At 63.0% G+C, this 18780-nt stretch carries 20 protein-coding genes; 8 read left to right on the top strand and 12 right to left on the bottom strand.

The window, feature by feature from the left end; all coding sequences use genetic code 11:
• Positions 1-55 precede the first annotated feature (55 nt).
• The 12 genes from JJB74_RS17845 to JJB74_RS17790 all read right to left on the bottom strand — a co-directional run bounded on the left by JJB74_RS17845 (position 56) and on the right by JJB74_RS17790 (position 10666).
• The gene (locus JJB74_RS17845; protein WP_200593964.1) at positions 56-985 is read right to left on the bottom strand and encodes a LysR family transcriptional regulator; all 930 of its coding nucleotides are present in this window, start codon (positions 983-985) and stop codon (positions 56-58) included.
• Between the two features lie 15 nt (positions 986-1000).
• The gene (locus JJB74_RS17840; RefSeq protein WP_200593963.1) at positions 1001-1726 is read right to left on the bottom strand and encodes a class I SAM-dependent methyltransferase; all 726 of its coding nucleotides are present in this window, start codon (positions 1724-1726) and stop codon (positions 1001-1003) included.
• Between the two features lie 89 nt (positions 1727-1815).
• Complete coding sequence (locus JJB74_RS17835) at positions 1816-2073, bottom strand: BTH_I0359 family protein (RefSeq protein WP_200593961.1); 258 nt, start codon at positions 2071-2073, stop codon at positions 1816-1818.
• A gap of 68 nt (positions 2074-2141) precedes the next feature.
• Positions 2142-2507, bottom strand: a complete 366-nt coding sequence (locus JJB74_RS17830; RefSeq protein WP_200593959.1) for a GTPase — start codon at positions 2505-2507, stop codon at positions 2142-2144.
• Positions 2504-3217: a response regulator gene (locus tag JJB74_RS17825; protein WP_200593957.1), complete on the bottom strand. Its 714-nt coding sequence runs from the start codon at positions 3215-3217 to the stop codon at positions 2504-2506. The genes JJB74_RS17830 and JJB74_RS17825 overlap by 4 nt, the downstream gene beginning before the upstream one ends.
• Positions 3218-3294: 77 nt before the next feature.
• Positions 3295-5547: a sensor histidine kinase gene (locus JJB74_RS17820; protein WP_200593955.1), complete on the bottom strand. Its 2253-nt coding sequence runs from the start codon at positions 5545-5547 to the stop codon at positions 3295-3297.
• Positions 5544-6125: a DUF4390 domain-containing protein gene (locus JJB74_RS17815; protein ID WP_407672377.1), complete on the bottom strand. Its 582-nt coding sequence runs from the start codon at positions 6123-6125 to the stop codon at positions 5544-5546. The genes JJB74_RS17820 and JJB74_RS17815 overlap by 4 nt, the downstream gene beginning before the upstream one ends.
• Positions 6126-6185: 60 nt before the next feature.
• A complete protein-coding gene (gene rsmB / locus JJB74_RS17810) occupies positions 6186-7478 on the bottom strand; it encodes a 16S rRNA (cytosine(967)-C(5))-methyltransferase RsmB (RefSeq protein WP_200594046.1) in 1293 nt (430 codons plus the stop codon).
• Between the two features lie 64 nt (positions 7479-7542).
• A complete protein-coding gene (locus JJB74_RS17805) occupies positions 7543-7884 on the bottom strand; it encodes a DUF1840 domain-containing protein (protein ID WP_200593953.1) in 342 nt (113 codons plus the stop codon).
• Between the two features lie 68 nt (positions 7885-7952).
• On the bottom strand, positions 7953-8474 hold the full coding sequence (locus JJB74_RS17800) for a hypothetical protein (RefSeq protein WP_200593951.1): 522 nt from the start codon (positions 8472-8474) through the stop codon (positions 7953-7955).
• Positions 8475-8724: 250 nt separating this feature from the next.
• Positions 8725-10251, bottom strand: a complete 1527-nt coding sequence (locus JJB74_RS17795) for a YifB family Mg chelatase-like AAA ATPase (protein WP_200593949.1) — start codon at positions 10249-10251, stop codon at positions 8725-8727.
• Positions 10252-10411: 160 nt separating this feature from the next.
• Complete coding sequence (locus JJB74_RS17790) at positions 10412-10666, bottom strand: accessory factor UbiK family protein (protein ID WP_200593948.1); 255 nt, start codon at positions 10664-10666, stop codon at positions 10412-10414.
• Between the two features lie 246 nt (positions 10667-10912).
• On the opposite strand from JJB74_RS17790, the gene JJB74_RS17785 reads away from it, so the two are divergent.
• The 8 genes from JJB74_RS17785 to ptsP all read left to right on the top strand — a co-directional run bounded on the left by JJB74_RS17785 (position 10913) and on the right by ptsP (position 18579).
• Positions 10913-11713: a TorF family putative porin gene (locus JJB74_RS17785; RefSeq protein WP_200593946.1), complete on the top strand. Its 801-nt coding sequence runs from the start codon at positions 10913-10915 to the stop codon at positions 11711-11713.
• 19 nt (positions 11714-11732) lie between these two features.
• Positions 11733-12071, top strand: a complete 339-nt coding sequence (glnK, locus tag JJB74_RS17780) for a P-II family nitrogen regulator (RefSeq protein WP_200593944.1) — start codon at positions 11733-11735, stop codon at positions 12069-12071.
• Positions 12072-12082: 11 nt separating this feature from the next.
• The gene (locus JJB74_RS17775) at positions 12083-13624 is read left to right on the top strand and encodes an ammonium transporter (protein ID WP_200593942.1); all 1542 of its coding nucleotides are present in this window, start codon (positions 12083-12085) and stop codon (positions 13622-13624) included.
• Positions 13625-13819: 195 nt separating this feature from the next.
• The gene (gene gshA, locus JJB74_RS17770; RefSeq protein ID WP_200593940.1) at positions 13820-15118 is read left to right on the top strand and encodes a glutamate--cysteine ligase; all 1299 of its coding nucleotides are present in this window, start codon (positions 13820-13822) and stop codon (positions 15116-15118) included.
• Positions 15119-15126: 8 nt separating this feature from the next.
• Positions 15127-16074: a glutathione synthase gene (gshB, locus tag JJB74_RS17765; RefSeq protein WP_200593938.1), complete on the top strand. Its 948-nt coding sequence runs from the start codon at positions 15127-15129 to the stop codon at positions 16072-16074.
• Positions 16075-16103: 29 nt separating this feature from the next.
• Positions 16104-16511: a PTS sugar transporter subunit IIA gene (locus JJB74_RS17760; RefSeq protein WP_200593936.1), complete on the top strand. Its 408-nt coding sequence runs from the start codon at positions 16104-16106 to the stop codon at positions 16509-16511.
• A gap of 22 nt (positions 16512-16533) precedes the next feature.
• Complete coding sequence (locus JJB74_RS17755; protein WP_200593934.1) at positions 16534-16803, top strand: HPr family phosphocarrier protein; 270 nt, start codon at positions 16534-16536, stop codon at positions 16801-16803.
• A 24-nt stretch (positions 16804-16827) separates the two neighbouring features.
• Positions 16828-18579, top strand: a complete 1752-nt coding sequence (gene ptsP / locus JJB74_RS17750) for a phosphoenolpyruvate--protein phosphotransferase (protein WP_200593932.1) — start codon at positions 16828-16830, stop codon at positions 18577-18579.
• Positions 18580-18780: the final 201 nt, after the last annotated feature.

The following is an 18780-nucleotide window of genomic DNA, read 5'->3' as shown; positions in this document are numbered from 1 at the left end:
GGAAGGCAAAACACTACCATGGAAGCATCGCCGCCGCAGTTGACGCCACATCCAGTTACATTTCCGCTTCTCGTCCGCACCACGGGTCGATTTCCGGCTGCGGATAGTGCGCCGCCATGTACTCGATGAAACTGCGCACCTTGGCTGACAACAGCCGCCTGCTTGGATACACCATCATCACGGAGATCTGACCCAGGTGGTATTCGGGCAGAAGGCGCACGAGACGCTTGCTGCGGATATCGTCCGTCATCGCATACGACGGGCCGACGACGATGCCCATGTCGGCCGCGGCGCAGCGGCGCAGCAGTTCGCTGTTGTTGGACAGCATGCGACTGTGGATAGGAATGTTCACCGTCTCTTCGGATACCGAGATCGGCCAGTGATTGCGCAGCAGGTCGATGTTCGAAAAGTTCAGGCACACATGCTGCGACACGTCTTCCGGCGCGCTCGGTGCGCCGTGCTTTTCGATATAGCCGGGCGAAGCACAGATCAGCATCTCGGCCAGGCCAAGCTGGCGCGCAATCATGCTGCTGTCGAACTTTTGCAGTCCGAGGAAGATGCCGATGTCGTAGCCTTCTTCGACGATGTCGATGGTGCGGTCCGACAGCGTCACGTCGAGAATGACTTCCGGATTGGCGTTCGCATACGGCGGCAGCAGTTCGGCCAGGCGCTGCTTGCCGAAGCCGAGCTGCGAGTAAATGCGCAGTGTGCCGGACGGCTTGGTGGCTTGCGCGGTGACGATCGCATCGGCATCGGCAATGTCGGCCAGGATGCGATTGACCCGCTCCAGGTAAGCCTGGCCAGTCTCGGTCAGCGACAGCTTGCGCGTGGTGCGGTTCAACAGGCGCGTGCCGAGATGGCTTTCCAGGTCGGCCACGTGGCGGGTGACCACCGCATTCGACATTTCCAGCGCCTGCGCGGCGCGGGCAAAGCTTCCCTGTTCAACGACCTTGGAAAATACCCGCATCGATTGGAGACGATCCATGCATCCAGTCCTTTCTTATTGTTCGGCGGTGAAAATGGCGGAGCCGGTGCCCGGCATTGCAGTCGGCGCGACAGCCGCGAGGCGCGCGCGGCAACGCCACAGCCCATGGCCCGAGTCCAGATACTTGCGTTCAAAGGGGGTGATCGGGTCGATGGGATTCCAGCTTTCGACCTCGATTTGCTGCCCGCTCAACTGCGCCAGCGCGGCGGCGCATTCCTCGACATAGATGCGCCAGTTGCTACGGCATTCGAAGCGTCCGCCCAGAGCGACCATCGCCGGGAATACGGGATGCCCATGCCAGCGTCGCGTCAGATGCTGCTTCTTTGGCCAGGGGTTCGGATACAGCAGATAGTGCGCTTCCGGGCGCAGCGGTGACTCGAGCATCAGCCGCCAGAAATCGACAAGATCCGCGCGCACGCGAAGGCAGTTCTGCGGCATGGCGCCTTCCCAGCGGACTTGTCGTGACAGCCGATCAGCGGACTGATCGACGCCGATAACGAAATGATCCGGATGGCGCGTAGCCAGATGCAGCGTGGACAAGCCAACACCGCAGCCCGAATCGAGTATCAGCGGTTTGCAGCCACTTGCCTGCCAGGCCTGGAAGCTGGCATCGAAGGCTTTGCGTGTCGGTGGGGAATAAGGTTTGCGGAAGCTGGTGGCCGCGTGCCTGGCGACCTGTGCGTAGAGTTTGTCGTGTATGCCGTCTTGGCTACTTGCTATGGGACTCGAGTTGGCGTGCATGGCGCGAGAGTATACCCGCAGCCGCCTTCAGGGATGGAAGGCTGTGCGTCCGGCGTTTGCGGACGCACAGTGTCAAGACGTTTTCGTGCTTAATGCAGATGTACCGGCTGGCGCATCAGGTCATCGTAACCAGCCAGGAATTCATCGATTTCCTCGATGCTCGGTTCGGTGGCAATCAATTCCTGCACGCTCTTGCGGAAGGATTCCGCCATGTCGCCGCCGATGAAGATTTCGCGCTTGAAGGACTTGTCCAGAATTTCATAGCCACCAAAGCGCAGGGCCTCGCGGCCCGAATCGGCGCCAAATTCAACCACGCTGTACTGATCGCTGTTGTAGATGAGGTTCATGTGTGCTCCTGTCGCAGGTTGAACAGATGCTGCTGTTGCAATAGAACATGGCGTTCGTATCGGTGATTTCAAGACGGCAGCCGCAGGTCGTCTGTAAGCATCAGTAACCCGTCATAGGGCGCGGTGCGCAGAAACGCATGAATTTGGTCGAGATGCGCATCCTGCGCCAGGCTGATGAAGAGCCGCTGAGGTGGATGGCGCAGGATCCGGTTCAGCGTGACGCGCATCGTGAGATTGCCGGTGCAGCACAGGCAGCCGGGTGCGATTCTCGCCACTATGAGCATAGCGTCATTGCTGTGAGCATCGAAGACAGGCTGGCCGCTGGCCAAGCCTTCGAGGATGAGAGCAGTGGAGGTTTGCCGGTCGAGCGCGGCAGCAATTGCCGCTTCGCGGGCGGCAGCGGTGCCGCCCGCGACCAGCGTTGTCAGTGTCATCCGCCGCGTCGTCCGAGCTTGCCGGGTTCCACGCCGAGCTGCTTGAGCTTGCGATACAGGTGAGTTCTTTCAAGGCCAGTGCGCTCGGCCACCCGGGTCATGCTACCGCCCTCGCGTTGCAGATGGTGTTCGAAATAAGCGCGTTCGAAAGCATCGCGCGCTTCGCGCAGCGGTAACTCGAACGACACCGTGAAGCCCGGTTCGGCCGGTTTGGTTGGTTCAGGCGCGAGAGTGGAGGCGTCCACGACGGGAGTCGCTGCGACCGCAGGCTTGACCAGGCTTTCGGTAGTGGGAGCGGCGGCCGGACGCGCGGTGATCGGCATGACGCCATTGCGCGCGATGTCCTGGGCACGGGACAAGCCCTGCTGCACAGCCTTCAGCAGCTTTTGCAGGGAGATCGGCTTTTCAAGGAAGTTCAGTGCGCCGATGCGGGTGGCTTCGACTGCGGTATCAATCGTCGCGTGGCCGGACATCATGATCACGGGCATGGTCAGCAGACGATCGCGTTGCCATTCCTTTAATAAGGTGACGCCGTCGGTGTCCGGCATCCAGATATCCAGCAGTACCAGGTCAGGAGTGCTTGCCGCCCGAATCTGTCGCGCCTGCTGCGCATTTTCCGCCATGGTCACCACATGGCCTTCGTCCCCCAGAATCTCGGAAAGCAATTCGCGAATGCCCATTTCATCATCGACTACCAGAATATTTGCCATGTCGTTGCCTTGGTGAATTCAGTTTTGGATCACTCCCGAATGGTCCATTTTACTTATGCGAATACTATTGTTAGGTCTTAATTAGAAGCCGTTAACTTTAGCAGCAGTATGACGACTTTTGCGCCAGCGGTATTGCGCCGATTCTGGATATCGATGCGCCCGCCGTGCTCTTCCACGATCTTTTTCACCATGGCCAGGCCCAGCCCGGTGCCGCGCGATTTCGAAGTCACATAAGGCTCGAAAGCGCGCGAGAGGATTTTTGGTGAAAAGCCGGGGCCATTATCGGTAATAGTCAGTCGCACTCCGGTTCGGGCATCGCCGTCTGAGCCCGGAAAGTGCACGGTTTCGGTGACAACGTCTATGCGGGCCGGCTCGCTGCCTTCCAGGCGTTCGGCTACCGCATCCTGCGCGTTCTGCAGCAGGTTATGGATGACCTGACGCATTTGGGTGGCGTCGCCCATCACCAGCGGCAGCGCCGGATCAAGCTGTGCATGAATGATGTCGCGCTCATCGCCGGCGATGTACAGGCCGAGGATTTCTTCGATCAGTGCATTCAAATTCAGCGTCGACAACACGGCCGGCGGCGTCTTCGCATACTCGCGGAAGTCGTCCACCATGCGTTTCATTGCGGTGACCTGGTTGACGATGGTGCTGGTGCCGCGATTGAGCATGGCGGCGTCCTGTGGGGAGAGTTTTTCTTCCAGCTTCATCTGCAGCCGTTCGGCCGACAGCTGGATTGGCGTCAGCGGATTCTTGATTTCATGCGCCAGCCGCCGCGCCACCTCGCCCCAGGCGATCGAGCGCTGGCCGGAAATGACATCGGTAATGTCATCGAACACCACCACATAGCATGGACGGCTGTCCAGCGGCAGGCGCGAGCCGCGCGCCAGCAGCGTGAGCTTGTTGTCGCCGTCGCTGCCATCGTCGCGCGGCACCTCGATCTGCTGTTGCCAATGGCCGCTGTCGCTGCCCGATTGCGCGTGCTGCTCGCTGAACGCTCGTGTCACGGCCTCGGAAAACGCCGACAAGCCTTCGATTTCCGACAGCGGTCGATCCAGGTAAGGCGCGAAATCGCGCTGCAGGATACGGTCCACCGATTCATTGCAGCTGATCAGCCGAAAGCCGTTGTCCAGCACCATCACGCCGGCCGACATGTTGGCCAGCACCGATTCCAGATAAGCCTTGGCATTCTCCAGTTCGGAGCGGTTCTTCTCGACTGCGGCGCGCGCTTCGAACAACTGGCGCGTCATGATGTTGAAGGATTGCGTCAGCGTGCCGAGTTCATCATTGGTGGCCACGATCGGTCGCGGCGACAGATTGCCCTCGGCGACCGCCTTCGTGCCTTCGGCCAGCAACAGCAGCGGCTGCGCCAGGTCGTTGGCGATCAGGAAAGCGCTGGTGACCGCGGCGAAGATCGCCAGCAGCAGCGTGAGCGTGAGCGTGACGATGTAGATTTTGCGCAGGCCGGTGCGGCCGACCGAGCGCGCCTGGTATTCGCTGTAAGCCGCGCGCAGCGCTTCGGCATCGTTGGCCAGTTGCTGTGGCACCGGCTGCAACAGCTGCAGGAAGCGGATTTCGTTTTGCAGCGTCAGCGCGCCGCTGGTCTTGCCCGGGATGGCAACCACCACGCGTAGCCGCAGCTCTTGCGAGGCGTTGTGACCCGAGGCTTCGCCTTCCTCGGAACCGCTTTCGATGGCCGCATAGCCGCGCGTCAGGCGCGCCTGACTCAGCATCGCGGTGGTCGGCAATTCGGGCACCAGCGTGCCCAGGCCGCTGCCGGCGCTGGCCACCACCCGGTTGCTCGAGGTGACGATCAGCGCTTCCTGGAACTGCCCCTGGTCGCGCAGCCGCGACAATTGCGTGATCTGGGTGGCGTCCGAATAGTCGGACAATTCCAGCGCCATGGCGCGCGCCTTGGCATTCAGGTCGGCCAGCGACGAGTCGAGCGCGGTGCGGCCCAGATTCAGGCCGGCCTCGAGCGCCGATTCAACGCGCACATCGAACCAGGATTCGATCGAGCGCGACACGAACTGCACCGATACGAGGTAAATCAGCAGCCCGGGCAAAATGCCGATCAGCGCGAACAGCATGACCAGGCGCGTCATCAGCCGCGAGCCGAAGCGGCGCTGCTTGTAGCGCTGGTAAAGCCGCATCAGCAGCGTGACCACCAGCGCCAGCAGCAGCGCGGCCATCAGGGCATTCAGCCCGAGCAGCCACGGGTAATGCTGATCGAAGAACAGCGAGTTTTCCGAAGCCGAGGCCAGCAGGAAAAGCAGAATGCTGGTGATGGCGCCCCCGAACACGAGGGCATAGCGCAATACCCGGGTCACTTGCCGCCCGCCCTGAAATGGAAGTAGCGCCAGTCGGAACTGAGCCGCCAGTCGCTGTTGTTGAGGGCATTGACCTGGAAGGGCTTAGGCAGCTGCGCCAGGTCCAGGCCCATGCGCAGGCCGACGACGTAGGTTTCGCCCGGCTGCAGCGCGCCCGGCGGCGCGACGACCCAGCGGCCGGGACGGCGCACCAGCGACATCGCGTCTTCCAGGCTGTTGAATCCCTGCTGCAGATTGCTGTTGTTGATCGCGGCGCGGTACTGGCGGGTCAGCACGTTGTAGGAAATCCGTATCGTTTGCGACGCGAAGACCGTGCGCTCGTCGAACCAGTACCAACGCGGCCGCCGGATTTCCACCTCGGTGGTGAAATACAGCGGAATGCCGCGCTGTATTGCATCTTCCAGGCTGCGGTTCAATTCGACATGAAATGTCGACGCCAATCTGTAGCCTTCATCGCTGTTTTCGAGATGGGCTTCGACGATTTCCACTTCCGCTGCCTGCGTCTGCGGCGATGCCGTGAAAAGCACGCCTGCCAGTGTGATCACCAGCCAGAGAGAAAGGAAAAGTCGCCGAATCACTCGCAAATGGGGAACCTGGAAGGGAGAGGGGTAAGCGCCATGCAAACTCGGGCCATGGTATCAAAGCCCCGGCTTTTGGAACAGCGCGTAGAAGAGCCCGTCATGATCGCGATCGGCCTGCACTGTTGGCAGCAGTTGACCCGGCGCGTCCAGCGCGATCGCCCCCTGGCGCTTGGCAAACGCTTCCGCCTGCTGACGGGATTCCCGAGGCCAGATCGAGCAGGTGACGAACAGCAGCTTGCCGCCGGGGCGCAGCATGGTCCACAGATTGTCGAGGATGCGCTCGGACAGCCCCGCCAGGCGCGCCGTGTCGCTGCTGCGGCGCAGCCACTTGATGTCCGGATGACGGCGCACGATGCCCGAAGCGGTGCAGGGCACATCGGCCAGGATGCGATCGAAGGGCTGTCCATCCCACCAGTCGTTGCTGGCGGCATCGCCCTGACGCAGCTGCGCCTGCAGTCCCAGCCGGTCCAGGTTTTCGCCGATGCGCGCCAGTCGCTGCCGGTCGCTGTCGATCGCCAGCAAATCAAGCTGCGCCAGTTCCAGCATGTGGCCGGTCTTGCCGCCCGGCGCGGCGCAGGCGTCCAGCACCCGCATGCCGTCGGACAGGTCCAGCAGCGGCGCGGCGAGCTGCGCGGCCGCATCCTGCACCGATACCAGGCCATCCGCGAAACCCGGAATCTTCGTCACCGGCACCGGCTGATCGAGCCGCACGGCGAAGGGACCGATGGCGCGCGCGCCCATGCCATGCTCGGCCAGCAGGCGCAGATAAGCGTCGACATCGCCACGGCGCGCATTCACGCGCAGGCTCAGCGGCGGGGGTGCATTGCCAGCGGCCAACAGCGCTTCCCAATCGCGCGGATAGGCGCTCTTTGCCGCATCGATCCACCATCCGGGGTAATTCCAGCGTGCCTCGGGGCGGTCTGCGAGCTTTGCCAGAAGCGCCGCCTGTTCGCGCAGGAAGCGGCGCAGCACCGCATTGACCATGCCCTTGGCGCGGGCGATCTCCGGTTCGCCGGACGCAGCAAATACGGCCTGGTTGACCACAGTGTGCGCATCGTAGGGCGCCTCCTCGGGAGCAGCCAGCAGTAATGCCAGCGCACATTCGAGCAGGGATTGCAGCAGCGCCGGCTGTGGCGGACGTTCGGTCAGCAAGGACAGCAGCGCCTCGGCGCGGCCGCGCTGACGCATGGCGCGATACGCCAGGTCCTGGATCGCGCCGCGGGACGAGGCGGCGGGCTGCATCTGCTGGAAAACACGGGTCAGCGCCTGTGGCAGCGCGGTGCCTGCGCGGACTGCGGCGGCGGCGCGGGCGGCGCCCTGCAGGGCATAGGCGAGCGAATCGGAATGAATCACGAAAATGTCGTTCGGAAGGTGGCAGCTGTTGAGCTGGGGGCCGGATTGTATTACAGCCTGCCTACACTCCCCACATCACCGGCAGCTGCTCCTTCAGCGCCGCGCGCATCATTTCCAGCAGCGGATAGGCGCGGGTGGCGAAGCTCACGGACTGCACCGGCGCGACATCGTCGTCATCCTTGTCGAAACTGTCGCGCGCGGCTTCCTCTTCGGCCTGATGCGCGCGCGCCTCGGCACGGCTGGCTTCGATTTCCTTCTCCAGGCGCGCGATCGCCGCCGGCAGTTCCGCGACGGTAATGACGCCCTGGTCCACATCCTTGCCGAGCATGTCCAGAATGCGCTGCGCATGTTCCCGGTACATCAGGATTTCCGCGGCGGCACGGGATTTGAAAGTCATCAGCATGGGGATAGTCCTTGAAGCGTGAAGGTCGAAACCTTAACACGCGCGCATTTCGCTGTCCTTCGCCCCGGTCAAGCCCCGGGCTTGAAAGAGGACAGGAAGGTGTCGACGATTTCCGGGGTAATCGCTGAGGCCGGCCCGATCACCACCGCCTGATACACCCGGCGTCCTTTCGAGGTGAATCTGCCCACCAGCCGCAGCGGCCTGCCGGACCGGCTGCCGGCGGCATCGATGTCGGTCGCCGCCATGCCCGGGACCGCTTTTTCGGCGACGTCGGCAGCGCCGATATTGCGCGTCATCGCGGTCTTCATCGCGGCCAGCGCATGCGGCACCTGTGCGGCATCCGGCAATTCCGCGCTGCCCACGGCAAACATCAAACCGTCGACCTCGGCAGCTGTCATGCTCATGGTCACACGCACGCCATCGAGATCCACTTGCTGCGCATGGGTGCTCGGCCGGGAGGGCAACAGCACGGAAAATGGCGCGGCTTCGCCATGCACTTCGCGCCAGTTGAATTGCGGCGAGCAGGCGCAGAGGCTGGCCGACAGCAACAGCGCGCACAGCGCGGCACGGGAGGGGGATATCGATCGCATGGCGCGATGGTAGCAGCAAGCCGGTGCGATAAAAGAAAAGGCCCGATCGTTTGCACGTCGGGCCAAAAACTTCCAGGGAGTGGTGCTTCAGCGAAGAACCGAGTTCATCGTATTGCGAATCGGCCAGACGGACTTTGCGCAAACACAATTAGTTGTTAATTTCTTAATTGCAATGCTCGTAACCTATGTAAGCCAGGAAATATTGTCGACGTGACATTCTTTGAGCTGGATCAAGGGAAAACCACGACCTTCATGGCTTGCCGAGCGAGCGACGGTACTGCACCGCTTCGGCCACCTGGGCCTGGCCGATATTGTCGAGTGCGGCCAGGTCAGCAATGCTGCGCGCGACCCTGAGCACGCGGTGATAGGCGCGCGCCGACCATCCCAGCCGCGTCAACGCGTTGCGCAGCAGCGCAGCTGCCGACGCATCGAGCATGCAGTAACGTTCCACCTGCGCGCTGGACAGCGCCGCGTTCAGCATGCCTTGGCGCTCGAACTGGCGCTGCGCCGCCGCTGCAACCCGTTGCGCGACCACCGTCGTAGACTCGCCGCCGCCCGGCGCCAGCAATTCTTCCTGCTGCAGTGATCCAACTTCGACCTGCAGATCAATGCGGTCGAGCAGCGGACCGGAAATCCGGCCCTGGTAACGCGCCACCATGTCCGGGCTGCAGCGGCAACGCCCACCCGGCGCGCCGAAATAGCCGCACGGACAAGGGTTCATCGCCGCCACGAATTGAAAGGAAGCCGGAAACTCCGCCTGGCGCGCCGCGCGGGAAATGGTGATCCGGCCGGATTCCATCGGCTCGCGCAGCACTTCCAGCACCTTGCGCTCGTATTCCGGCAATTCATCGAGGAACAGCACGCCGCGATGCGCAAGCGAGATTTCGCCGGGACGCACAGTGCTGCTGCCGCCAACCAGAGCCACCGCCGAGGCGGTGTGATGCGGTGCGCGGAACGGACGCTGCTTCCAGCGGCGCACATCGAAGCCGCCGACCAGCGATTGCAGCGCGGCCGATTCCAGCGCTTCGGTTGGCGTCATCGGCGGCAGGATGCCGGGCAGGCGCGAAGCCAGCATCGATTTTCCGGTACCCGGCGGGCCGACCAGCAAAAGACTATGCCCGCCGGCAGCCGCAACCTCGAGCGCGCGCCGCGCCTGGGCCTGGCCCTTGACGTCGGCAAGATCGGGATACACCGGCGGCTGCACTGCGCAGGCGCGAACATGCGAACGCAATCGGGCTTCCTCGCCGCCGGCCCCGGCCCCGGCCGTAAAGTGCGCGCATACCGCCAGCAGCGAATCGGCTGGCAGGATCACCGCATCTTCCACCAGCGCCGCCTCGTCGGCATTCGCACGCGGCAGGATGAAGCCGCGCGGAACCGTCCCGGCGCGCTGCATCGCATACGTCATCGCCAGCGCGCCGCGTATCGGGCGCAATTCGCCTGACAGCGATAATTCACCAGCGAATTCATAGCCGCCTAGTGCATCGATCGGAATTTGCCCCGAAGCGGCGAGTATGCCCAGCGCGATCGGCAGATCGAAGCGGCCGGATTCCTTCGGCAGATCGGCCGGGGCCAGATTGACGGTGATTCTGCGATTTGGGAATTCGAAACGGGCATTCTGCAGCGCGGCGCGAACCCGGTCGCGCGCTTCCTTCACCTCGGTTTCCGGCAGGCCGACGATGGTAAAGGCTGGCAATCCATTGGCCAGATGCACTTCCACCAGCACTTCCGGCGCCGCCATGCCGTTCAACGCACGACTTTTCAGAACCGCCAGCGTCATTCGCCCTCCAGAAAAAGCGTCGCGTCGAACCGGGAGCGGCGCGACGCGACGATGGATGTTGCCGAAAGGCTGGACGATATCGAAAACCAATAGTTACATCAAGCGGTGACCATGGCCTTGCGCGCCTGGTGTGGCGTGCTTCCACATGTCGAGGCCGGACTCAGGCTTCCGGCGTACGGCTCTTCAGCAGCGCTTCAAGTTCAGCCACGCGCGCTTCCAGCGCATCGAGCTTGGCGCGGGTCTTGGCCAGCACCTGCGCCTGCACATCGAATTCCTCGCGGGTGACCAGATCGAGCCGCGAGAAGCCCTGGGTCAGCATGGCCTTCACGTTCTTCTCCAGATCCTTGGCCGGCGAGTTTTCCAGGACTTGGCCGATACGGTTCTGCAGGTCGGTGAAAAAGTTGTTTGCGTTCATTGTCTATCTTTCATCAATAAAGCCCATATTGGGGCGCGCTTCATTTTGGTGCTCTACGTTGGTGCACTCTTGCTGCAGCATCGGTGCGACTTCGCTTCATAACAGTTCTCGACGCAGCATCCTGGTGAGAATGTGGCTCCTGCCACCTTACCCTAAGGCGCTGGCTGCTGGCATGCCTCCTGCTAAGGTTCTTTGAGCGCACTTCTCGATAAGAAAAGGTCAGTTCAATAACTGAAAGGGATGAATATGAAAAAGCTAATATTGGCAGCCGCGATATGCGGGGCATTTTCGGTATCTGCCCGGGCGCAGACGGCCGATGCTCCAGCAGCGCCGGCCGCCACGCCGGAGCATACCTTCACTGCGAATGTGGCGGTGGTTTCCGATTACCGCTTCCGTGGCATTTCGCAAACCTACAAGCAGCCGGCGGTGCAGGGCGGTTTCGATTATGCGCACAGCAGCGGATTCTACCTGGGCAACTGGAACTCCAATGTCAGCGGCAATTCGTACAACAACGGCGCCGGCCTGGAGATGGATCTCTATGGCGGCTACAAATTCGCGCCGGTGCAGGACCTGAACCTGGATATTGGCCTGCTGTATTACTACTATCCCGGCGCCGAGGTCGGCACCACTGGCGTGAAGTACAACAACGGCGAAATCTATTTCGGCGGCACCTGGAAGTGGTTCACTGCAAAGTACAACTACGGCCTGACCGATTTCTTTGGCCTGCGCGACGCCACCGCGCCGGTGACGCCGCGCGGCGACTCCAAGGGCTCCGGCTATCTGGACCTGTCCGCCAACTTCGACGTGTATGAAAAGACCACGCTGACGCTGCATGTCGGCCGCCAATGGGTGCACAACTACAGCGAACTCAACTACACCGATTACAAGATCGGCGTAGCGCGCGACTTCGGCTTCGCCACGCTCGGCCTTGCGGTGATCGGCACGAATGCCGACAAGTCGCTGTACACCGTCAGGAACACTAGCGGAAACGGCAGCCGGGAAGTCGGCACCCCCACCGCAGTGCTGTCACTGTCCAAGACTTTCTGAAAACGAGCGTGAGGCTGCCATGAAACTCATTACCGCCATCATCAAGCCCTTCAAGCTGGACGAAGTGCGCGAAGCACTTTCCGCCATCGGCGTACAAGGCATTACGGTGACCGAAGTCAAAGGCTTCGGGCGCCAGAAGGGCCATACCGAGCTGTATCGCGGCGCGGAATACGTAGTCGACTTTCTGCCGAAAACCAAGATCGAGGCTGCTGTCGACGATGCCATCGTCGAACAGGCCATCGACGCGATCGAGCAGTCGGCGCGCACCGGAAAGATCGGCGACGGCAAGATTTTCGTCTACGACCTGCAGCAGGTCGTGCGCATTCGTACCGGTGAAACAGGCACTGACGCTCTCTGAGGACTACACACATGAAGACCCTATTTACGAAGTTCCTTGCCGCCGGGATGCTGGTGTGCTCCCTCGGCATGGCCTCCATGGCCAGCGCTGCCGACGAGGCGCCAGCCGCCTCGGCGCCGGCAGCCACGGCAGCCGCCCCTGCAGCGGCCGCACCTGCGGCTGCTCCCGCCACCGCCGCTCCGGCTGAAGCTGGCGCCGGCGCTGCCACTGCCGCCGCAGCCGCTCCCGCCGCCGCCGCGCCGCAGCCGAACAAGGGCGACGTCGCCTGGATGACGGTTGCCACCATCCTCGTGGCCATGATGTCGATTCCCGGCCTGGCGCTGTTCTACGGCGGCCTGGTGCGTTCCAAGAACATGCTGTCGGTGCTGATGCAGGTGTTCATGGTGTTCTCGCTGATCATCGTGCTGTGGTCGCTCTATGGCTATTCGCTGGCGTTCACGCAGGGCGGCAGCTTCCTCGGCGGCTTCGACCGGCTGTTCCTGAAGGGCATGACGCCGGACACCACCACCGGCACCTTCAGCAAGGGCGTGGTGCTGCCGGAATACCTGTTCATGATGTTCCAGGCCACGTTCGCCGCGATTACCTGCGGCCTGATCGTCGGCGCCTTCGCCGAGCGCATCCGCTTCTCCGCGGTGCTGCTGTTCATGGTGATCTGGTTCACCTTCTCGTATCTGCCGATTGCGCACATGGTCTGGTTCTGGCCGGGTCCGGATGCCTACACTGACGCTGCCGCTGGTGAAAAGGCAACCGCCGCTGCCGGCTGGCTGTTCCAGAAGGGCGCGCTCGACTTCGCCGGCGGCACCGTGGTGCACATCAATGCCGCCGTTGCCGGCCTGGTTGGCGCTTTCGTGATCGGCAAGCGCATCGGCTACGGCCGTGAAGCCATGGCGCCGCATTCGCTGACCATGACCATGATCGGTGCGTCGCTGCTGTGGGTGGGCTGGTTCGGCTTCAACGCCGGCTCGGGCCTGGAAGCCAACGGCGCCACAGCGCTGGCCACCGTCAACACCATGCTGGCAACCGCGATGGCAGTGCTGTCCTGGAGCTCGGCCGAATGGATGAGCAAGGGCAAGCCTTCGATGCTGGGCGCGGCTTCTGGCGCGGTGGCTGGCCTGGTGGCGATCACCCCGGCTGCCGGCTTCGTCGGCCCGATGGGCTCGCTGGCCATCGGCCTGCTGGCTGGCGTGATCTGCCTGTGGGGCGTGAATGGTTTGAAGCGCATGCTCGGCGCAGATGATTCGCTGGATGTGTTCGGCGTGCACGGCGTGGGCGGCATCCTGGGCGCGCTGCTGACCGGCGTGTTCGCTTCGCCCTCGCTCGGCGGCGTCGGCATCTATGACTACGTCGCCAACAAGGTCTCGCCGGATTACTCCATCGCCGGCCAGGTCTGGATTCAGCTGCAAGCGGTGCTCACCACCGTGATCTGGTCCGGCATCGTCGCCTTCATCGCTTACAAGCTGGTGGACCTGGTGGTTGGCCTGCGCGTGCCGGAAGAGGAAGAGCGCGAAGGTCTGGACATCACCAGCCACGGCGAAAGCGCGTACCACTTTTAAAAGTCTGCGGGCCGGCTTCGGCCGGAATTCGGCGCCTCCTCGGAGGCGCCTTTTTTTATTGCGCTTCTTTAAAACGCGCGCTTCGCCCTCACACTGCCTCTCGTTCCTTTCTCTTCTTGCGCCTGCCGGCGCGGGGAGGGGAATCCCGTTAGAATCCGCGTCACTCCCGCCACGCACTGTAGAGAAAGCCCGCTAATGGTTCCGCACCTCGTCACCGCCCTGAACGGCCCGCTGCTCGACCTCGAAAAGAAGATCCTCGCCGCCACGCCCGCCATCGAGCGCTGGTTCCGCCTCGAATGGCAGGAGCACACGCCGCCTTTCTATTGCTCGGTGGATCTGCGCAATGCCGGCTTCAAGCTCGCGCCGGTGGATACCAACCTGTTTCCGGGCGGCTTCAACAACCTGTCGCCGGAAATGCTGCCGCTGGCGGTGCAGGCGGCGATGGCCGCGATCGAAAAGTACTGTCCCGACGCACGCAACCTGCTGCTGGTGCCGGAAAACCATACCCGCAACACCTTCTACCTGCAGAACGTCGCACGCTTGATGCAGATCTTCCGCCAGACCGGCCTGAATGTGCGCCTGGGCACTCTGGCCGAAGACGTGACCGCTCCGACACCGATCGAGCTGCCCGACGGCAGCGCGCTCACGCTCGAGCCGCTGGAACGCTTCAACAACGGCCGCCGCGTCGGCCTGAAGAATTTCGATCCCTGCACCATTCTGCTCAACAATGATCTGTCGGCCGGCCTGCCGGGCATCCTGGAAAACCTGCACGAGCAGAACGTGCTGCCGCCGCTGCATGCCGGCTGGGCGGTGCGGCGCAAGACCAATCACTTCTCGGCCTATGACGAGGTGGTGAAGAAGTTCGCCAAGCTCATCGATGTCGACCCCTGGATGCTCAATCCGTATTTCGCCAAGGCCGGCCCGATCGATTTTCAGGATCGCGTCGGCGAGGACGAGCTGGCTGCCGCCGTGGACGCGGTGCTGGCCAAGATCCGCAAGAAGTACCGCGAATACGGCATCAAGGAAAAGCCCTTCGTGCTGGTGAAGGCCGATTCGGGCACCTATGGCATGGGCATCATGACCGTGCATGACGCGACCGAAGTGCGCGACCTGAACCGCAAGCAGCGCAACAAGATGGCGGTGGTCAAGGAAGGCCTGGAAGTGTCGAACGTGATCGTGCAGGAGGGCGTGTACAGCTTCGAGCGCATCAATGAAGCGGTGGCCGAGCCGGTGGTCTACATGATCGACCGCTATGTCGTCGGCGGCTTCTACCGGGTGCATGCCGAGCGCGGCGTCGATGAAAACCTGAATGCGCCCGGCGCGCATTTCGTGCCGCTGGCCTTCGCGCAGCAGCATGCGCTGCCCGATCCGCATGCCAAGCCCGGCACCGCCGCGCCGAACCGCTTCTACATGTACGGCGTGGTGGCGCGCCTGGCGCTGCTGGCCGCGTCGCTGGAACTCGAGAAAACCGACCCGAACCCGGAAATCTACTAAGGCTCTCCATGAACATCGCTTTCGCCGCCGACCCGCTGTCGGGCTTCAAGATCTACAAGGACACCACCTACGCGATGATGGTCGAAGCGGCCCGGCGCGGACACACGATCCATGCCTTCGGCCATCGCGACATGGCCATCGAGGGCGGACGCGTGGTGGCCAATGTCTCGCGCATCACGCTCACCGGCGACAGCAGCGACTGGTACCGCGCCGAGCCGCCGGTGTCGCGGCATCTGACCGAGTTTGATGCCATCGTTGAGCGCACCGATCCGCCGTTCGACATGGAATACATCTACGCGACCTATCTGCTCGAGGTCGCGCAAAACCATGGCGCGAAGGTGTTCAACCGGCCCGAGGCGATCCGCAACCACAATGAAAAGCTGGCCATCGCGCAGTTCCCGCAACTGACCGCGCCGACGCTGGTCACCAGCGACGAGGCGCGCATCAAGGCCTTCCACGCCGAGCATCGCGACGTGATCCTGAAGCCGCTCGACGGCATGGGCGGCGCCGGCATCTTCCGCGTGCGCGACGATGCCATGAACCTCGGCTCCATCATCGAAACCCTGAGCAACAACGGCCGCCGCACGATCATGGCCCAGCGCTACATTCCCGAGATCGTCGATGGCGACAAGCGGGTGCTGCTGATCGGCGGCGAAGTCATGCCGTATTGCCTGGCGCGCATACCGCAGGGCGGCGAAGTGCGCGGCAACCTGGCGGCCGGCGGACTCGGCGTGGCGCGTGAAATCACCGCGCGCGAGCGCGAGATCGGCGAGACCCTGGCGCCGATTCTCTGGAAACGCGGCCTGCTGCTGGTGGGCCTGGACGTGATCGGCAATTACCTCACCGAGATCAACGTGACCAGCCCGACCTGCTTTCAGGAGATCGAGCAGCAGACCGGGTTCTCGGTGGCAGCGAAATTCATCGACGCGCTGGAAAAGGCCGCCTTCGTGGTTTAATGCGGAGTTTTCCGCTCCAAGACAAGTTTATGGTAGGCATTCTGCTGATTACCCATGCGCCGCTGGGCAAGGCTTTCATCGATGCGGCGACCCATGTGTTCCGCGCGCGGCCGGAAAGACTGGAAGCCATCGACGTGATCGCTGACCAGGACCCGGCCGAGGTGCGCGGTCTTGCCGCGCAAGCGATTGCGCGCATCGATGACGGCGACGGCGTGCTGGTGATGACCGATGTGATGGGCGGCACGCCGTCGAATTGCACGCTGCCGTTGTGCCAGCCCGGTCACGTCGAAGTGGTGGCCGGCATCAGCCTGCCGATGCTGCTGCGGGCGCTGACCTACCGCAACGATACGGTGGATGTGGTGGTCGAAATGGCGCTGGCCGGCGGGCAGAATGGCGCGGTGCGGGTGGACAACCGGATACGCCTTTCTCCGAACTGAAAACTAGAACGATAGCCAAACAATGATCCAGCAAGACGTTGAAATCATCAACAAACTCGGCCTGCATGCGCGGGCGTCCGCGAAGCTGACCCAGCTTGCGGCCAAATTCAAGAGCGAAGTCTGGATGACCCGCAACAAGCGCCGGGTCAATGCGAAATCGATCATGGGCGTGATGATGCTGGCCGCCGGCAAGGGCGCGGTGGTGACGCTTGACGTCGATGGTCCGGACGAGCGCGCCTGCTTCGATGCGCTGCTGGAACTGATCAACAACCGCTTCGGCGAAGGCGAATAAGGCCCAGGGCGGAAAGATCAATCGATGGCATCGTTCACGCTCCATGGCATTCCGGTATCGCGCGGCATCGCGATCGGCCGCGCGCACCTGCTGGCTTCGGCCGCGCTTGAGGTCAAGCATTACCTGATCGGCGAGGAACAGGTCGAGGCCGAGGTCGAGCGGCTGCAGAATGCGATCGCCACCGTGCATCAGGAATTGCAGGCAGTCTGGCGCGAGCTGCCGCAGGATGCGCCGGCCGAACTCGGCGCCTTCATCGACGTGCATGTGCTGATCCTGTCGGACCCGATGATTTCCGAGATGCCGCTGGAGATCATCCGCGAGCGTCACTACAACGCCGAATGGGCGCTGGTGACGCAGATCGATGAACTCTCGGCGCAGTTCGACGAGATCGAAGACGCCTACCTGCGCGAACGCAAGAACGATATCCAGCAGGTCGGCGAACGGGTGCTGAAGGTGCTGACCGGCAGCGCTTCCACGCTGGCCAACCTGTCGTCGTCGCCGGACCAGGGCGCGCACATGATCGTGGTGGCGCATGACATCTCGCCGTCGGACATGCTGCAGTTCCGCGACCGCACCTTCGCCGGCTTCATCACCGATCTCGGCGGCCAGAACTCCCATACCGCCATCGTCGCGCGCAGCCTCGACATCCCGGCCGCGGTTGGCATGTACAACGCCTCGGCCCTGATCGCGCAGGACGACTGGGTCATCATCGATGGCGACAACGGCGTGGTCATCGTCGACCCGACGCCAATGGTGCTGAACCAGTACCGTGAGCGCCAGCAGCAGCTGGTGCGCGAGCGCAAGAAGCTGTCCAAGCTGAAGAAGACGCCGGCGGTGACGAAGGATGGCGTCGAGATCACGCTGCTGGCCAACATCGAGCTGCCGCAGGATACGCAGGCAGCGCTGGACGCCGGCGCGGTCGGCATCGGCCTGTTCCGCTCCGAGTTCCTGTTCATGGGCAGCGCCGGCCACAACCACCGGCTGCCCACCGAGGATGAACAGTTCGAGTCCTACCGCCAGGCCGTGGCGGCGATGAAGGGCAGGCCGGTGACGATACGCACGCTCGACATCGGCGCCGACAAGCCGATCTCCGCAGCCGATGAAACCGCGCTGAATCCGGCGCTGGGCCTGCGCGCGATCCGCTATTGCCTGGCCGAGCCGCAGATGTTCATGTCGCAGCTGCGCGCGATCCTGCGCGCATCGGCCTATGGCCCGGTAAAGCTCCTGGTGCCGATGCTGGCGCATGCGCACGAGATCGACCAGACGCTGACCATGATCGAGCAGGCCAAGGCGCAGCTGCGCGAAGCCGGCAAGAAATTCGATCCGCTGATCCCGGTGGGCGCGATGATCGAGGTGCCCGCGGCGGCGCTGACGCTGCCGCTGTTTGCGCAGCGCATGGACTTCCTGTCGATAGGCACCAACGACCTGATCCAGTACACGCTGGCGGTGGACCGGGTCGACCACGAGGTCGCGCACCTGTACAACCCGATCCATCCGGCCATCCTGTACCTGCTGTCGAGCACGATCGCCATCGGCGCCAAGGCCAACATCCCGGTGTCGGTCTGCGGCGAGATGGCCGGCGACATCAAGCTCACCCGGCTGCTCCTGGGCATGGGTCTGAAGGAATTCTCGATGCATCCGGCGCAGCTGCTCTCGGTCAAGCAGGAAATCCTCAACAGCGACCTGTCGGTCATCACGCCGCGCACCCGCAAGATCCTGCGCCTGATGGAGCCGGCGGCGATCGCGGAAGCGGTGGCGGGGTTGCGGGCGGCGTGACGGCATTTGCAACATCGTAGGTTGGGCTGGCAAGCCCAACATAGGACATCCGCGGGCTGCCAGCTTCTCCGGCTTCCTTCGCAAGGCTGGGCTGCCAAGAGCAACATCCGGCATCCGTGGCCCGCGAACATGTTGGGCATCCTTCGTCAGCCCAACCTACGATGATTCCCGCGGTTTGACGCGCTCCAGCGCCTCCGCTAT

Origin of the sequence: Noviherbaspirillum pedocola, from assembly GCF_016632335.1 — a bacterium.
Taxonomy (GTDB): domain Bacteria; phylum Pseudomonadota; class Gammaproteobacteria; order Burkholderiales; family Burkholderiaceae_D; genus Noviherbaspirillum_A; species Noviherbaspirillum_A pedocola.
This window is presented reverse-complemented; position numbering and strand designations above follow the sequence as displayed.

Coding starts and splice junctions, on each gene's coding strand:
- JJB74_RS17845 (WP_200593964.1), bottom strand. CDS start 985: ATGGATCGTCTCCAATCGATGCGGGTATTTTCCAAGGTCGTTGAACAG.
- JJB74_RS17840 (WP_200593963.1), bottom strand. CDS start 1,726: ATGCACGCCAACTCGAGTCCCATAGCAAGTAGCCAAGACGGCATACAC.
- JJB74_RS17835 (WP_200593961.1), bottom strand. CDS start 2,073: ATGAACCTCATCTACAACAGCGATCAGTACAGCGTGGTTGAATTTGGC.
- JJB74_RS17830 (WP_200593959.1), bottom strand. CDS start 2,507: ATGACACTGACAACGCTGGTCGCGGGCGGCACCGCTGCCGCCCGCGAA.
- JJB74_RS17825 (WP_200593957.1), bottom strand. CDS start 3,217: ATGGCAAATATTCTGGTAGTCGATGATGAAATGGGCATTCGCGAATTG.
- JJB74_RS17805 (WP_200593953.1), bottom strand. CDS start 7,884: ATGCTGATGACTTTCAAATCCCGTGCCGCCGCGGAAATCCTGATGTAC.
- JJB74_RS17800 (WP_200593951.1), bottom strand. CDS start 8,474: ATGCGATCGATATCCCCCTCCCGTGCCGCGCTGTGCGCGCTGTTGCTG.
- JJB74_RS17795 (WP_200593949.1), bottom strand. CDS start 10,251: ATGACGCTGGCGGTTCTGAAAAGTCGTGCGTTGAACGGCATGGCGGCG.
- JJB74_RS17790 (WP_200593948.1), bottom strand. CDS start 10,666: ATGAACGCAAACAACTTTTTCACCGACCTGCAGAACCGTATCGGCCAA.
- JJB74_RS17785 (WP_200593946.1), top strand. CDS start 10,913: ATGAAAAAGCTAATATTGGCAGCCGCGATATGCGGGGCATTTTCGGTA.
- glnK (WP_200593944.1), top strand. CDS start 11,733: ATGAAACTCATTACCGCCATCATCAAGCCCTTCAAGCTGGACGAAGTG.
- JJB74_RS17775 (WP_200593942.1), top strand. CDS start 12,083: ATGAAGACCCTATTTACGAAGTTCCTTGCCGCCGGGATGCTGGTGTGC.
- gshA (WP_200593940.1), top strand. CDS start 13,820: ATGGTTCCGCACCTCGTCACCGCCCTGAACGGCCCGCTGCTCGACCTC.
- gshB (WP_200593938.1), top strand. CDS start 15,127: ATGAACATCGCTTTCGCCGCCGACCCGCTGTCGGGCTTCAAGATCTAC.
- JJB74_RS17760 (WP_200593936.1), top strand. CDS start 16,104: ATGGTAGGCATTCTGCTGATTACCCATGCGCCGCTGGGCAAGGCTTTC.
- JJB74_RS17755 (WP_200593934.1), top strand. CDS start 16,534: ATGATCCAGCAAGACGTTGAAATCATCAACAAACTCGGCCTGCATGCG.
- ptsP (WP_200593932.1), top strand. CDS start 16,828: ATGGCATCGTTCACGCTCCATGGCATTCCGGTATCGCGCGGCATCGCG.